Origin of the sequence: Pantoea dispersa (assembly GCF_035783935.1) — a bacterium.
In the GTDB taxonomy this organism is placed as follows: Bacteria; Pseudomonadota; Gammaproteobacteria; order Enterobacterales; family Enterobacteriaceae; genus Pantoea; species Pantoea dispersa_C.
The window spans coordinates 942,319-956,477 of sequence record NZ_JALKOV010000001.1; the positions used below are offsets into that span (position 1 = coordinate 942,319).

Annotated in this window: 13 protein-coding genes; 3 read left to right on the plus strand and 10 right to left on the minus strand. The window is 55.8% G+C overall.

Annotation, left to right across the window (positions count from 1 at the left end):
• Positions 1 to 57 precede the first annotated feature (57 nt).
• Positions 58 to 2,043, plus strand: coding sequence for a cyclic di-GMP phosphodiesterase (gene pdeR, locus MXF20_RS04570; RefSeq protein WP_325967855.1), 1,986 nt, complete (start codon positions 58 to 60; stop codon positions 2,041 to 2,043).
• 15 nt (positions 2,044 to 2,058) lie between these two features.
• On the opposite strand, the gene MXF20_RS04575 is transcribed toward pdeR, so the two are convergent.
• Together MXF20_RS04575 and araD are read right to left on the minus strand one after the other, a co-directional pair.
• Positions 2,059 to 2,925, minus strand: a complete 867-nt coding sequence (locus MXF20_RS04575; RefSeq protein ID WP_021505954.1) for a crotonase/enoyl-CoA hydratase family protein — start codon at positions 2,923 to 2,925, stop codon at positions 2,059 to 2,061.
• A gap of 288 nt (positions 2,926 to 3,213) precedes the next feature.
• Positions 3,214 to 3,915: an L-ribulose-5-phosphate 4-epimerase gene (gene araD, locus MXF20_RS04580; protein WP_325967857.1), complete on the minus strand. Its 702-nt coding sequence runs from the start codon at positions 3,913 to 3,915 to the stop codon at positions 3,214 to 3,216.
• 383 nt (positions 3,916 to 4,298) lie between these two features.
• On the opposite strand from araD, the gene osmB reads away from it, so the two are divergent.
• Complete coding sequence (gene osmB, locus MXF20_RS04585) at positions 4,299 to 4,514, plus strand: osmotically-inducible lipoprotein OsmB (RefSeq protein WP_031279061.1); 216 nt, start codon at positions 4,299 to 4,301, stop codon at positions 4,512 to 4,514.
• 68 nt (positions 4,515 to 4,582) lie between these two features.
• On the opposite strand, the gene yciH is transcribed toward osmB, so the two are convergent.
• The 5 genes from yciH to pgpB form a co-directional block, all read right to left on the minus strand.
• A complete protein-coding gene (yciH, locus tag MXF20_RS04590; protein WP_325967858.1) occupies positions 4,583 to 4,906 on the minus strand; it encodes a stress response translation initiation inhibitor YciH in 324 nt (107 codons plus the stop codon).
• Entirely contained in the window at positions 4,906 to 5,613 is a 708-nt protein-coding gene (gene pyrF, locus MXF20_RS04595) for an orotidine-5'-phosphate decarboxylase (protein WP_325967859.1), read from the minus strand. Before pyrF ends, yciH begins: the two co-directional genes overlap by 1 nt.
• Before the next feature lie 203 nt (positions 5,614 to 5,816).
• Positions 5,817 to 6,986, minus strand: coding sequence for a lipopolysaccharide assembly protein LapB (gene lapB / locus MXF20_RS04600; protein WP_325967860.1), 1,170 nt, complete (start codon positions 6,984 to 6,986; stop codon positions 5,817 to 5,819).
• Positions 6,987 to 6,992: 6 nt separating this feature from the next.
• On the minus strand, positions 6,993 to 7,298 hold the full coding sequence (locus MXF20_RS04605; protein ID WP_325967861.1) for a LapA family protein: 306 nt from the start codon (positions 7,296 to 7,298) through the stop codon (positions 6,993 to 6,995).
• A 126-nt stretch (positions 7,299 to 7,424) separates the two neighbouring features.
• Positions 7,425 to 8,189, minus strand: coding sequence for a phosphatidylglycerophosphatase B (gene pgpB, locus MXF20_RS04610; RefSeq protein ID WP_325967862.1), 765 nt, complete (start codon positions 8,187 to 8,189; stop codon positions 7,425 to 7,427).
• A gap of 230 nt (positions 8,190 to 8,419) precedes the next feature.
• Between pgpB and ribA the strand changes: the two genes are divergently transcribed.
• Positions 8,420 to 9,013, plus strand: coding sequence for a GTP cyclohydrolase II (ribA, locus tag MXF20_RS04615; protein ID WP_325967863.1), 594 nt, complete (start codon positions 8,420 to 8,422; stop codon positions 9,011 to 9,013).
• Between the two features lie 79 nt (positions 9,014 to 9,092).
• Here ribA and acnA read toward each other — a convergent pair whose 3' ends face one another.
• From acnA to cysB, 3 genes are all read right to left on the minus strand, one after another.
• The gene (gene acnA, locus MXF20_RS04620) at positions 9,093 to 11,774 is read right to left on the minus strand and encodes an aconitate hydratase AcnA (RefSeq protein ID WP_325967864.1); all 2,682 of its coding nucleotides are present in this window, start codon (positions 11,772 to 11,774) and stop codon (positions 9,093 to 9,095) included.
• A gap of 616 nt (positions 11,775 to 12,390) precedes the next feature.
• Positions 12,391 to 12,549 (minus strand): YmiA family putative membrane protein, encoded by a 159-nt coding sequence (locus tag MXF20_RS04625; protein WP_071813666.1) that lies wholly within the window; start codon positions 12,547 to 12,549, stop codon positions 12,391 to 12,393.
• A gap of 492 nt (positions 12,550 to 13,041) precedes the next feature.
• Positions 13,042 to 14,016, minus strand: a complete 975-nt coding sequence (gene cysB, locus MXF20_RS04630; RefSeq protein WP_021510116.1) for an HTH-type transcriptional regulator CysB — start codon at positions 14,014 to 14,016, stop codon at positions 13,042 to 13,044.
• Positions 14,017 to 14,159: the final 143 nt, after the last annotated feature.

Genomic DNA, 14,159 nt, shown 5'->3' on the forward strand with positions numbered 1-14,159 from the left:
TACTGTTGCTAAAATAATGAGATACCCCTGCTGCGCATTCCCCCGGAGGAAGTTTCCATGACCGATGAACAAGGGCAAACGTTGCTATATACCTTGTTTGGCACAACCAGCCCTCATTGGCGTTTAACTTCAGATAGCGATGCGCTGCATTTTGCCGAAGATGAGAATGCCAATACCAATCTTGCCGTGCCGCTGACGCCTGCTCAGGCCAGTCTGCTGCGCGCCATGACGGTGATTACCTCCAGCATCAACCTTACCCTGTCACTGCACGGTTCGCCGGTGCCGATGCACTTTGTCGGCCGTAAAGTGAATCAGTCGACCTGGGCCGGCACTGCGTCCGCATGGGGCGATACCTCGTCAGTCGCCCGCGATTTAACCCTTGGCCTGTCGTTCGCCGAACAGGTGGTGTCAGAAGCCAATTCGGTGATTGTCATTCTTGACCAGCGCGGCAACATCCAGCGCTTCAACCGTCTGAGCGAAGAGTACACCGGACTGAAAGAGCAGGAAGTGATTGGCCGCAATGTGTTTCAGCTGTTTATGACAAAGCAGGAAGCGCAGGCGTCGCGCCGCAACATCGCCGGCTTCTTTCGCGACGGCAACTCGTATGAGGTTGAACGCTGGGTTAAAACCAGAAAAGGCCAGCGACTGTTTCTGTTTCGTAATAAGTTCGTGCACAGCGGTAGCGGAAAAAATGAAATTTTCCTCATCTGTTCCGGCACCGACATCACAGAAGAGCGCCGGGCGCAGGAGCGTCTGCGGGTCATGGCCAACACCGATACGGTGACCGGTCTGCCGAATCGCAACGCCATCCATCAGCAAATTAGCCTGGCACTGGAGCTGGCCAACGGCAGCCAGACCGGCGTGGTTTACCTTGATCTCGACAATTTCAAAAAGGTAAACGACGCCTATGGTCACATGTTCGGTGACCAGCTGCTGCAGGCGGTGTCACTGGCGATCCTCAGCTGTCTCGGCAAAGATCAGACGCTGGCGCGCCTCGGCGGCGATGAGTTTGTGGTACTGGCTGAGCACACCAGCCAGGCGGCGCTGGAAGCCATGGCTTCACGTATTCTGGAGCGACTGCGTCAGCCGTTCCGCATCGGGCTGATTGAAGTTTACAGCGGCTGCTCGATTGGTATCGCCCTCGCCCCGCTGCACGGCGACGATCGCGAAAGCCTGATTCGCAACGCCGATACCGCGATGTATCACGCCAAAGAGAATGGGCGCGGCAAGTTTTGCGTGTTCGCCAGTGAGATGAACCAGCGCGTGTTCGAGTATTTGTGGCTCGATACCAACCTGCGCAAAGCGCTGGAGCAGGATCATCTGGTGGTGCACTATCAGCCGAAACTCGATCGCGACGGCGAAGTGCGCAGTGCCGAGGCGCTGGTGCGCTGGAATTCACCCGAGCGCGGTCTGGTGCCGCCGGGTGATTTCATCTCTTACGCGGAAGAGTCCGGGCTGATTGTGCCGCTGGGCCGCTGGGTCATGCTGAACGTATTACAGCAGATCGTCAAATGGCGCAGCGAAGGTATTTACCTGCGCGTCGCGGTGAACGTCTCGGCGAAGCAGCTGATTGACCAGAGCATCTACAGCGATCTGAAGCAGGCGCTGAGCGAAGCCGGTATCAGTGAGTGTCCGATTGATATTGAGCTAACGGAAAGCTGCCTGATTGAAAACGAAGCCGGCGCGCTGAAGCTGATGAAACAGTTTCAGGAACTGGGTGCACAGGTGCATCTGGATGATTTCGGCACGGGCTACTCGTCGCTTTCTCAGCTGGCGCGCGTGCCAATTGATGCCATCAAGCTGGACCAAAGTTTTGTGCGCAATATTAACAAGCAACCGGTATCGCAGTCGCTGGTGCGCGCGATCGTTGCCGTGGCGAAAGCGCTCGATTTACAGGTGATTGCCGAAGGCATCGAAACCAAAGCCGAAGAGAAGTTTGTGCTGACCAACGGTGTCGATGGGCGTCAGGGTTATTATTATGCAAAACCAATGCCCGCAGAGCAGCTCGGGCATTGGCTGGCTAAGCATCCTGCCCGCGTCTAACGTCTGAGCGTACTGCTAACCGGCTTTACGCAGTGATGCGCTGTGACGATTTTGCAGCTGTACCAGACGCTCCATGTAGGCAATATCTTTCGGTTCCAGCGTGAACGCATAGTCGACCCAATCCTCGGTGATATCCATCAGCTCTGCCCGTGACAGCTGCAGCACGCGCTGTCGCGCTTTCAGCATGGCACGGACCCCATTCAGTTTTGGCCGCAGCGTGTCGATAAAGGTGCGTGTCGTCCGGTAGCTATCACCGGGCTGGAACACCTTGTCAACCAGACCACGGGTTTCATACCACTCCGCGCTGTGCGACTCCCCTTCACAGATCAGCTCTTCCGCCAGCTTCATGCCCGAACGGCGCGCGACCAGCGAATAGCCGCCCATGCCGGGGAACAGGTTGAACGCGATTTCCGGAAAGCCCATGCGTGCACTGTTCTGCGCCAGAATGAAGTGGTGCGCCAGCGCCGCTTCAAAGCCGCCACCTAAGGCACTGCCCTCAATCATCGCCAGCGTCACCGCACCGGTATCGAAGCCACGAGCCGCCGAATGGATGCAGTCAACACAGGCGCGGGCGTAAGCGCGCAGTGCTTCACGCCGGTTGTTGCGGATGCATTCGACAAAGAAACGTAAATCGCCTCCGGCATTGAACATTTGCGGCACCAGCGAGCCGGTCACCCAGAAATCAATCGGCAGACCGGAACGCTGAGCGGCATAGCTCAGGTTCATGATCTCCTCAATTAATTCATGGTTGAAACTCGGGCGCGGCTGCGCGCGCAGCATCATCCACATGGTGTGTCGGCCTTCCTCGTAATAGGCGGCCAGCTGGGTAGTTTGGCCGACTTCGGTGAACAGGCGGCAGGTTGGTTGGTTAATTACTGTCATCGTCTCATCCTCTATTTATGTGATGCGTTAAACGCCACATCAGCGTAATGCAGAGTGAGGCCAGACCAAATGAGAGTTTGATTTATAACGTAAAATCCAGAGATATCCCCGAGTGCCTCCCCCGGGAATGATTAGCAGGCTTACATAATGATGGCGAATCGGGCGTAGACAGCATAAAAACGCTTAACCCGTGGTAAATGAATTAAGGTGAACCATGCTGCCGCATTGTCGGGCATCGTATTCCCGGCAAAACAAAGGCACCCGCAGGGTGCCTGAATGAGCGTGACGCTAGCCGTTTTGTCCGTACCAGGCATTTTTGCCGTGTTTACGCAGGTAATGCAGGTCCAGCAAGGGCTGCGCAATAGGCGGCAGTTCCGCGCGCAGCTGTTCGGTGTGCAGCGCCATATAAGAGACCTCTTCCAGCACTACCGCACTGTGCACCGCGCTGTGCGCATCTTTACCCCAGGCAAACGGACCGTGGGAGTTCACCAGCGCAGCGGGAATTGCGCCGGGCTCAATGCCGCGCTGCGCAAAGGTTTCGATGATGACCTGACCGGTGTGCCATTCGTATTCCTGCTCGATCTCCGCCCGCTGCATGGTGCGGGTGCAGGGAATGGTGCCATAAAAGTCATCAGCGTGGGTGGTGCCCCACGCCGGAATGTCCCTGCCCGCCTGCGCCCAGATCGTGGCGTGGCGCGAATGGGTGTGCACGATGCCGCCAACCTCCGGCCACGCCAGATACAGTGCGCGGTGCGTCGCGGTGTCCGAGGAAGGCCGCAGCTTGCCTTCAACCACATTGCCGCTCTCCAGTTCAACCACCACCATGTCGTCGCGCTGCATCTGCTCATATTTAACGCCCGAGGGTTTGATCACCAGCAGCCCGCTTTCGCGGTCTAGCGCACTGACATTGCCCCACGTAAAGGTCACCAGGTTGTAACGCGGCAGGTCGAGATTGGCCTCCAGTACCTGCTGTTTTAGCGCTTCCAGCATTGTGTTTTCTCCGCCATACAGTGATGAGTGAATTGTGCGGAGCCGTCGGCAAAAACGTTATGGAGGGAATGGCTGGATTAGCAGCGGAAAGTGGCTAAAGCGGGCAAAGTGTGGCGCAGACAGAAAATGAGGCGGCGGCGTGGCGAACCGGGAATTCAGAGTTTTCCTTCTGCATACACATCTGCTTACGCCTAAAATTATCTCAAGCCTGTGGCGGTACGAAAATTCTTAGCGCCAGCAGCGTGAACAGCGCGCCCTGACGGGCGTGACTCAGCGTGGAGTGTGAAGGAAAAGCACCGCCCGAGCGCATCGGGTGAACCATTTCAGGGCGTAACATCTATACTTAAACAGTTGCCTCTGAGTAAACCATCAAGGAGATGTTCATGACTACAACAATGAAACGCGTGACGGTTGCCGTACTGGCAACGACGTTAGTGGTGGCCCTGAGTGGCTGCTCCAACTGGTCAAAACGTGACCGCAACACGGCAATCGGTGCGGGTGCCGGTGCTATTGGTGGCTCGGTGCTCACCAACGGCAGCGCGCTGGGTACCGTTGGCGGCGCGGCGGTGGGCGGGATTATCGGCCATCAGGTTGATTAAAATAATATTGTTTCAGGCTACGCAGCGCATCTACGTAACACCGGGCCACCTTGTGTGGCCCGCTTTGCTTAACCGCCCGCCAGTTTAACCTTCATCCCTTTGGCTTCCAGCAGGGTTTTAAGTAAGTCGCGCTTATCGCCCTGAATCTCAATCACGCCCTCTTTCAGCGCCCCGCCGCAGCCGCACTTCTTCTTTAGCTCGGCCGCCAGCTTTGCCAGCGCATCATCATCGAGATCGATGCCGGTGATCAGACACACGCCTTTGCCTTTCCGCCCGCTGGTCTGGCGCTGAATGCGCACGATGCCGTCGCCTTTCGGTCGCTGCGCTTTCTCTTCGCTATGTGTAATACGGCCGGTTTCGGTGGAATACACCAGCGGATTGTCCTGAGCCATTAGCCCTCCTGTAAACTGTGCAGGATTTGCTGCAGCGTCTGCGCCGGATCGGCAGATTGGGTGATCGGTCGCCCGATGACCATATAATCCACCCCAGCCTGTTGTGCCTGCTGCGGCGTCATGATGCGACGCTGATCGCCGGCTTCGCTACCCGCCGGACGAATGCCCGGCGTCACCAGCGCGAAATCCTGACCGATGACCTGTTTGAAGTGCGCCGCTTCCTGCGCCGAGCACACCACGCCATCAAGACCGCATTCGCGTGTCAGTCGTGCCAGTCGCTCAGCCTGCTGCGCCGGCGATAAGGTGATGCCGAGGCCTTTCAGATCGTCTTCGTCCATGCTGGTCAGCACCGTCACTGCAATCAGTAAAGGCGCATCACTGCCGAACGGCAGCAGCGCTTCGCGCGCCGCATTCATCATCCGCGCCCCACCGCTGGCATGCACGTTGACCATCCACACGCCGAGATCTGCTGCCGCCGCGACCGCATGCGCCGTCGTGTTCGGGATGTCATGAAATTTGAGATCGAGGAATACCTCAAAACCGCGCGCCTGCAGCGTCTTCACCAGCGACGGTCCAAACAGGGTAAACATCTCTTTACCCACTTTCAGACGACACTGGCCCGGATCGATGCGGTCGACGAACTGCAGTGCGCTATCAAGATCATGATAGTCGAGTGCCACCAGAATCGGTGAGTGAGTGACAGACATAACGGTTCCTCAGAGGCTGGCACCCGCAGGCGCGATGGACAAACGGCAGCATTCTACCCGTGCAACCCGGCCACGACAACGTTGCGACGGCGATTGCCCCGCTGTTTGACGAGCCGGTGCACAGTGCTGACGCGGTGAATACGATTAATCAATTAGTATGTTGTAACTACTATGCGTATCAGTAAAACAACAAAACGGCCAGATTACTGGCCGTCGAGTCCACGAATGGGTTTAACGGAAGACCAGGCGCGGCATGATGGACAGTGCCAGTAAAGCGCGTGCGCGGTGAAGCCGCATTTCTGACAGCGATAGCGCGGTTTGGTGCGGATCTGCTCGCCGACCATATCGCGCAGCACCATCAGGCTCTCTTTGGCACGCCCATCTTCCGCCTCGTGCAGGTGGAAATCCATCAGACGATGGAACACGCGCATGGTGGGATGGCGCTGCAGCTGACGGTTGATATACAGCTGCGCCGCCTCCGGCCCCTGCTGCTGCTCCAGAATGTCTGCCAGATAGAGTTCAGCGGCAGCGCCGGTGTTCTCTTCGACACAGCGTTGCAGGAACTGCGCCCAGCTGTCCGGCTGCTCCAGCCGCTGATAGCAGGTTTCCAGCATCGGCAGCGTTTCGCTCACCAGCTCTTTATCCTGCTCCAGCACGCGCTGCAGGCGCTGCGCGGCTTTGGCATATTCGCCCTGCTCCATCAGAATGCGTCCCATCATGATAGAAACGCGCGCGCTTTGATGGTCAGCCGCTTCACCCTTTTTCAACAGGCTCATGGCGCGTTCGAGATCATCACTGCTCAGCGCCTGCAGCGCCAGCTCGCAGTAAAAATGGGCGATTTCACCTTTTTGCTTGTCTTTACCGAGTTTGACCAGCCGCTCCGCTACCTCGATGGCTTTCTGCCAGTCGCTGGTCGCCTGATGAATCAGCAGCAGTTGCTGTAACGCGCTGATGCGAAAATCGGTTTCATCAATCAGCTGACTGAACATGTCTTCGGCACGATCGTACAGTCCGGCCGCCATGTAATCGCGTCCCAGCTGCTGGATGGCCAGCAGGCGCTGGTCATAACTGAGCGACGCGCTTTCCATTAATGACTGGTGGATGCGAATGGCGCGATCGACTTCGCCGCGCGAACGGAACAGGTTGCCGAGCGTCAGGTGCGCTTCAACGGTGCCGCTGTCCTCTTTTAACATGTCGAGGAACAGATCCACCGCTTTATCCTGCTGATTGGAAAGTAGAAAGTTAACCCCGGCCACATATTCACGTGACAGGCGGTTGGCTTCCTGTTGCTTATCCTGCTGCGCGCTGCGGCGGCCCATATACCAGCCATACGCCGCCGCGACAGGAAGAAGCAGAAACAGCAATTCAAGCATCGAACATTAATCCCGACGCACTGCAGTGGAGGTGCTATTTACCGCAGCAGATTGTTCATTTTGCGCCTGCATACGTTTCAGCTTGCGCTGCGCGTGTGCCAGCGACACGCGGATACGCAGCCAGAACAGGCCACAGATTGCCCAGCCCAGGATAAACCCGGCGCCAAACAGACAGGCCAGCAAGGTTGAGATGCGAAATTCGCCCTGCGCCAGCAAATAGTTGAAGGTGACAATCTGGTCATTGTGCGCTCCGAGCGTGACGGAGATGATGAAAATGACCAAAACCACTAGAAAAATCAGCAAATATTTCACAATGCGTCCTGTCGTGAGGTTATCCGGTAGAGTATGCCAAAAAAGCGCCGCGCTTGCTGCTTATCTGCGCAGCAGTTAGTGCCCTTTCTGCAAGTACAATCAATCATATGGGGTCGGCGGGCGAAATTACAATCCATCATCGCGCCCGGCGATCTCACGCTGCTCTTCCGGCGGCACGCTGAGCGGACCGCAGAAGCGCTGTGCCAGCCAGGTTGCCAGCGTCACCAGCAGCCAGGAGATTAGCGTAGCCACCACCAGATCGCGCGGCCAGTGCATGCCGAGCACCAGCCTGCTGCCCATCACCAGTGTCGCCCAGACAAACAGCACCACCACGGTAATAATATGCCGGCGCGGCCACAGCAGGCCAATCACCAGCAGCGCCCAGCTGGCGGCAAACATGGTATGACCGGAGGGAAAAGCAAAGCCGGTTTCGAACGCCCAGTGATTTTTTAACCAGCCGGGCAGCTTCGTATCATTGGCCAGTAAGGCGGACACCATCTCACCACGCTGCTGCCGTTTCAGCTGATAAAACTGCTGTTCGCTGACGCCATGGCTGTGCTCCAGCCACACCACGTACGGGCGCGGTTCCTGTACCTGCTCTTTAATAAAGGATTTGGTCGACTGACCGGCGAGAATGGCGCCGTTCATGATAATCAACAGCAGAATCGCTGGCCTCAGGCGAAAGCGCAGGCACCACAATACCCAGCCGCTGAGAATCAGGCTGGTCAGCGTGCCCCACGGGCTGGTGACCGTTTCCGTCATCCAGAACAGCACGCGCAGCAGCTGTCCGCTCTCCCCCGGCTGCCACTGCCAGCCCGAAAGCCACACGCCCAGCGGCATCAGCAATAATAAAAACGCGCCCAGCGTGGTGCGTTGTACAATTTTTAACATCTCTTCCCTTTAACAATCCACGACCTGTCAGGCGTATGGCATAACTTTAGTTGAAAAAAGAATAACATACCCGTTGCGGCTTAGATAATTGTGCTTTATCACTACAATCACTCTGACTGATTAGCGGCCCTGGTTCAGGTTGTGGCACAATATCGGCAGTTTCGTCGGGCCAGTCAGGCCCGTGCGTTATCATGATGATAGCGCATCCTCTGAAGGTTCTGGAGAGTCACATGCAGCTTAAACGGGTAGCAGAAGCCAAACTGCCCACGCCATGGGGAGATTTCCTGATGGTTGGTTTTGAAGAACTGGCAACCGGTCACGACCACGTCGCGCTGGTTTATGGTGATATTAGCGATCACAATCCGGTGCTGGCGCGCGTCCACTCCGAATGTCTCACCGGCGATGCGCTGTTCAGCCTGCGCTGCGACTGTGGCTTTCAGCTGGAAGCGGCGCTGACCGCCATTGCAGAAGAAGGTCGCGGCGTCCTGCTGTACCATCGTCAGGAAGGCCGCAACATCGGTCTGCTGAACAAAATTCGCGCCTATGCGCTGCAGGACAAAGGTTATGACACGGTCGAAGCCAACCATCAGTTGGGCTTTGCCGCCGATGAGCGTGACTTCACCCTGTGCGCCGACATGTTTAAATTGCTGGGTGTCAACGAAGTGCGTCTGCTGACCAATAATCCGCGCAAAGTGGAGATTCTGTCTGAGGCGGGCATCAATATCGTTGAGCGCGTGCCGCTGATTGTCGGCCGTAATCCGAAAAATGCGCACTATCTCGATACCAAAGCCGAGAAGATGGGGCATCTGCTGCCGAAATCGTAACGCGACTGGCAAAGCGCCCCAGCGAGCGATACCCATTATCAGCATCAATTAAAAAAGCCGGGCATGCCCGGCTTTGTCTTTAGTTAAGCATGTTACGTATCACGTAATGCAGGATGCCGTCGTTCTGGTAGTAGGTCAGCTCATTACCGGTATCGATTCGGCAACGAGTCTCCAGCGTCTGCTGGCTGCCGTCAGCCCGCGTCAGCGTCACCGGGACGCTACAGCCCGGCTGCAACTGCGCCAGATTCGCCACATCAATACGCTCTTCGCCGGTCAGCTGCAGGGTTTTACGCGTGACGCCTGCCGGGAACTCCAGCGGTAAAATCCCCATGCCGATCAGGTTAGAGCGGTGAATGCGCTCGAACGATTCGGCGATCACTACGCGCACGCCCTGCAGGCGCGGGCCTTTCGCCGCCCAGTCGCGGCTTGAGCCGGAACCGTACTCTTTGCCGGCAATTACCGCCAGCGGCACGCCCTCTTCCTGATACTTCATTGCCGCGTCATAAATCGCCAGCTGCTCATTGCTCGGATAGTGACGGGTATAACCGCCTTCAACGCCAGGCACCATTTCGTTGCGAATACGGATGTTGGCAAAGGTACCGCGCATCATCACTTCGTGGTTACCACGACGCGAGCCGTAGGAGTTGAAGTCGTTGCGCTCGACGCCGTGCGCCAGCAGATAGCGGCCTGCCGGACTTTCGGCTTTGATGCTGCCGGCCGGGGAAATATGGTCGGTGGTGACCGAATCACCGAGCATCGCCAGGATGCGCGCGCCACTGATGTCCTGCACCGGCTGCGGCGTTTTTTCCATGTCGTCAAAGAACGGTGACAGCCGTATATAGGTGGAGCCTTCATCCCAGTCATAGGTGGCGGCTTCGCTGACTTTGATCTGCTGCCACTCGGGCGTGCCGTCGAACACCTCGGCATACTCTTTATGGAACATGTCGCTGGTGACTTTCTGCACCGACGCGGCAATCTCTTCCGGCGATGGCCAGATGTCCTGCAGATAGACATCATTGCCCTGCTGATCCTGACCGATCGGATCGGTCTGCAGGTTGATCTTCATGTTGCCCGCCAGCGCATACGCCACCACCAGCGGCGGAGACGCCAGCCAATTGGTTTTCACCAGCGGATGGATGCGCCCTTCAAAGTTACGGTTGCCGGACAACACGGCACCCACCGTCAGATCGCCCTCTTTGATGGCGCTTTCGATCTCATCCGGCAGCGGGCCGGAGTTACCGATACAGGTGGTACAGCCGTAACCCACGAGGTTAAAGCCCAGTTCATCGAGGTACGGTGTCAGCTGCGCCACGGCGAGATAATCTGACACCACTTTTGATCCCGGTGCCAGCGAGGCTTTAACCCAGGGCTTGCGCATCAATCCACGCTCGACGGCTTTTTTCGCCAGCAGGCCAGCCGCCATCAGCACGCTGGGGTTGGAGGTGTTAGTACAGGACGTAATCGCCGAAATCACTACCGCCCCATCATCCAGCTGAATCGAGTCGCCGGTTTCGCTGTCCCGATAGCTGACGGTTTTGTGCGGCTTCTGCGCGTGATTCACTTCCAGCTCATTGCTGGCGTCAAACGCCGCTGGCACATCGCCAAGTGATACGCGGTCCTGCGGACGTTTCGGACCGGCCAGGCTGGATTCGACCTCGGCCATGTCCAGTGCCAGCGTGCTGGTAAAGATCGGCTCATCGCCCGGCTTACGCCATAGCCCCTGCTGCTTCGCATAGGCTTCCACCAGCTCAACCTGCTGCGCATCGCGGCCGGTGAGCGTCATGTAACTGAGCGTTACTTCATCAATCGGGAAGAAACCACAGGTTGCGCCATACTCCGGTGCCATGTTGGCGATGGTCGCGCGGTCCGCCAGCGGCAAATCCGCCAGCCCGTCACCGTAAAATTCCACAAACTTGCCGACGACACCGTGCTTACGCAGCATCTGCGTCACGGTTAAGACCAGGTCGGTGGCGGTAATGCCCGGACGCAGTTTACCGGTCAGTTTGAAACCGACCACATCCGGAATCAGCATGGACACCGGCTGTCCCAGCATGGCGGCTTCGGCTTCAATACCGCCCACGCCCCAGCCGAGCACGCCAAGTGCGTTAATCATGGTGGTATGGGAATCGGTGCCGACCAGCGTATCCGGATAAGCCACTTCTTTGCCGTCCAGCGTTTCATGCCAGATGGCTTTACCGAGATATTCCAGATTGACCTGATGACAGATTCCGGTGCCTGGCGGTACCACGCGGAAACGGTTGAAGGCTTTTTGTCCCCAGCGCAGGAAAACATAGCGCTCATGGTTGCGCTCCATTTCCAGGCGCACGTTTTCTTCGAACGCATCGTCATCGCCGAAATGGTCCACCGTGACCGAGTGGTCAATCACCAGATCGACGGGAGAAAGAGGATTCACTTTGGCCACATCGCCGCCCAGCCGCTTGACGGCTTCACGCATCGCCGCCAGGTCGACCACGGCGGGCACGCCGGTGAAATCCTGCATCAGTACGCGCGCGGGACGATACGCAATTTCGCGGTCGGCATGCGCATTCTGCTGCCACGCCACCAGCGCCTGAATATCTGCTGCCGTTACGGAATCTTCATCCTGCCAGCGCAGCAGGTTTTCCAGCAGAACTTTCAGGGATTTCGGCAGGCGATCGACCTCGCCCAGCTGCTGAGCGGCTTTTGGCAAACTGTAGTAATGATATTTTTTTGCCCCGACTTCCAGCGCATCCTGACTCTGCTCACGTAACGTTAACGACATAACTCCTCCTTTTATGGGCTCTTCTGCTAAACCTCAGAGAGTGCAAGGTTTAGCTTAAAGATAGACCACATTTTCGTTAACGTTTTGATAACAACACGAATTGACACACAAAACCGCAACGAAAAATGCCCTGATAAATATCAGGGCATTCAGAAAGTGTTAACTGGCAGGATTAGCGAATTACAGGACGGCCCAGACAGTCGCAGCCCAAAAGACCATTGAGAAGGCATAAACGCTGAGCCATGAAAAAGTTGTGGTATTCATCGGTCACTCCTCCCGGATCGCGGGCAACAAAAAGCCATCGTCTTCAGCGTTGTACTGATGACACCGTTTTTTTAAATGCTGAGTGTTAAAGGACGGGCTTTTAACGTGCCCACCGGAGAGTCCGGTAAAGTGCGGGACAGTATGTCTTAATAAGAACGTTACGCTGACTGCGTTATTTAGACTTCGGATCCATGAATGATTCAATAAAACTGCGCTGCTGTTCACTCAGTTCCCAGGATGCCGGGATTGCCACTTGCGGTTCAGCAGGTGCTTCTTTCGCTTTGCACACCGGTGCTTTTGGCTGACGCGCAGCAACCGGATATTTACGACTGAGTGTGTTTGCCCACATGGCTTAACCCCACATACGCCAAATCATTAACGCCACCACTACCCAGAAAAGCGCTGAAGCAGCGAAGACAGTCAACCAGGCTTTGCGACGGATGTTACCTGAACGCTCAACCTTGGTGCTCTTAGCCCGGAAGTCCGGTTGTACAGTTAATCTCGTAGTCATAGTTTTTGATAATCACTCTCAATAAAACGATTGATAACAACGATGAAGATTTAGGACGAATCCTAAACTTGTTAAGTCCAAAAATCCAGTTATTTTTATTGAGCACAACGATTAACGCTATTTATCAAAACCGCCAAAAACGATGAGATAAATTTAAGAACGCTGCAAACTATTAATTTAATAGTTACATTGTAAATTTGGCTTAAACCAAAATTAGATCCAGTCTAAATTTGAGTTTAATTTAACGAGCCAGTTAAAAAGCCTTTCCTCATCAGCTCTTAACTGGAGTATGGGAATATTCCTGGCAGTCCGCAAAGCGGCAAAGTAAAAATTGTGTACTGATTCGCATTTAATAAATAACAATGAAAAAACATGTGACGCATGTTTCATTTACAAAAAAATAATGAAATTTTTTGAGGTTCTGCTGGTGCTAAGCGGCGGGAGAGCGGCGGGAAGTCGCTGGACATCCCGCAAAAATAATGAGTTAGGTGATCACCTGAAGGGGAGCTTGATGTCGCGGAACATGGCTTCAATATCTTCATTTGAACGCAGCGCCACCGCGGCATCGACCACATCGCGCGTTAAGTGAGGCGCGAAGCGCTGAATAAAATCATACATATAGCTACGCAGGAAGGTGCTGCGGCGGAAACCGATTTTGGTGGTGCTATTCGTGAAGATTTCTGAAGCTTCGATGCGCACTAAATCCGGATCGGAGACCGGGTCCACCGCCATGCTGGCAATCACCCCCACGCCCAGACCTAAACGCACGTAGGTTTTGATTACGTCGGCATCGGTCGCGGTAAACACAATTCGCGGCGTTAAGCCCGCGCGATTGAAGGCCGTATCCAGTTCTGACCGGCCGGTAAACCCGAAGGTGTAGGTTACCAGCGGGAAATCAGCCAGCTCTTCAATCGACACATTGGATTTACCCGCCAGCGGATGGTCCGGCGTTACCACAATAGCGCGGTTCCAGTGGTAGCACGGCAGCATGATGAGATCGTCGTACAGGTGCAGCGCTTCGGTGGCGATGGCGAAATCGGCATTGCCTTTGGAAACCGCCTCAGCGATTTGCGTCGGCGATCCCTGATGCATGTGCAGGGAAACGCGCGGGTAGCGTTCGATAAAGCCTTTAATCACGCCCGGCAGTGCATAACGCGCCTGCGTATGGGTAGTAGCAACGTACAGCGACCCTTTATCCGGCCAGGTGTGTTCACCGGCAACTGACTTAATGGCGTCCACTTTCGACAGCACTTCGCGCGCGATACGGATAATCTCTTCACCCGCTGGCGTCACCTGGGTCAGGTGTTTGCCGCTGCGGGCAAAAATCTGCACGCCCAGCTCATCTTCCAGCATACGCACCTGCTTGCTGATGCCCGGTTGCGAGGTGTAGAGCCCTTCTGCCGTGGACGAGACATTGAGGTTGTGATTGACGACTTCAACGATGTAACGCAACTGCTGCAATTTCATAGTGATATCTTCCCGATAGCGACAGAGGTGCATTCCCTGCAGGCGTGTATCCGCCCTGATGGCGTAATAATGAGGGAAAGCGAGTCAGCAAAATGCAATAAGCTATAACTACTATATCAGTTAACGTAAGAATGTAGAACGAT

Bases quoted from the DNA above. Each gene is read 5' to 3' on its own strand.
- pdeR (WP_325967855.1), top strand. From the start codon at position 58: ATGACCGATGAACAAGGGCAAACGTTGCTATATACCTTGTTTGGCACA.
- MXF20_RS04575 (WP_021505954.1), bottom strand. From the start codon at position 2,925: ATGACAGTAATTAACCAACCAACCTGCCGCCTGTTCACCGAAGTCGGC.
- araD (WP_325967857.1), bottom strand. From the start codon at position 3,915: ATGCTGGAAGCGCTAAAACAGCAGGTACTGGAGGCCAATCTCGACCTG.
- osmB (WP_031279061.1), top strand. From the start codon at position 4,299: ATGACTACAACAATGAAACGCGTGACGGTTGCCGTACTGGCAACGACG.
- yciH (WP_325967858.1), bottom strand. From the start codon at position 4,906: ATGGCTCAGGACAATCCGCTGGTGTATTCCACCGAAACCGGCCGTATT.
- pyrF (WP_325967859.1), bottom strand. From the start codon at position 5,613: ATGTCTGTCACTCACTCACCGATTCTGGTGGCACTCGACTATCATGAT.
- lapB (WP_325967860.1), bottom strand. From the start codon at position 6,986: ATGCTTGAATTGCTGTTTCTGCTTCTTCCTGTCGCGGCGGCGTATGGC.
- pgpB (WP_325967862.1), bottom strand. From the start codon at position 8,189: ATGTTAAAAATTGTACAACGCACCACGCTGGGCGCGTTTTTATTATTG.
- ribA (WP_325967863.1), top strand. From the start codon at position 8,420: ATGCAGCTTAAACGGGTAGCAGAAGCCAAACTGCCCACGCCATGGGGA.
- acnA (WP_325967864.1), bottom strand. From the start codon at position 11,774: ATGTCGTTAACGTTACGTGAGCAGAGTCAGGATGCGCTGGAAGTCGGG.
- MXF20_RS04625 (WP_071813666.1), bottom strand. From the start codon at position 12,549: ATGACTACGAGATTAACTGTACAACCGGACTTCCGGGCTAAGAGCACC.
- cysB (WP_021510116.1), bottom strand. From the start codon at position 14,016: ATGAAATTGCAGCAGTTGCGTTACATCGTTGAAGTCGTCAATCACAAC.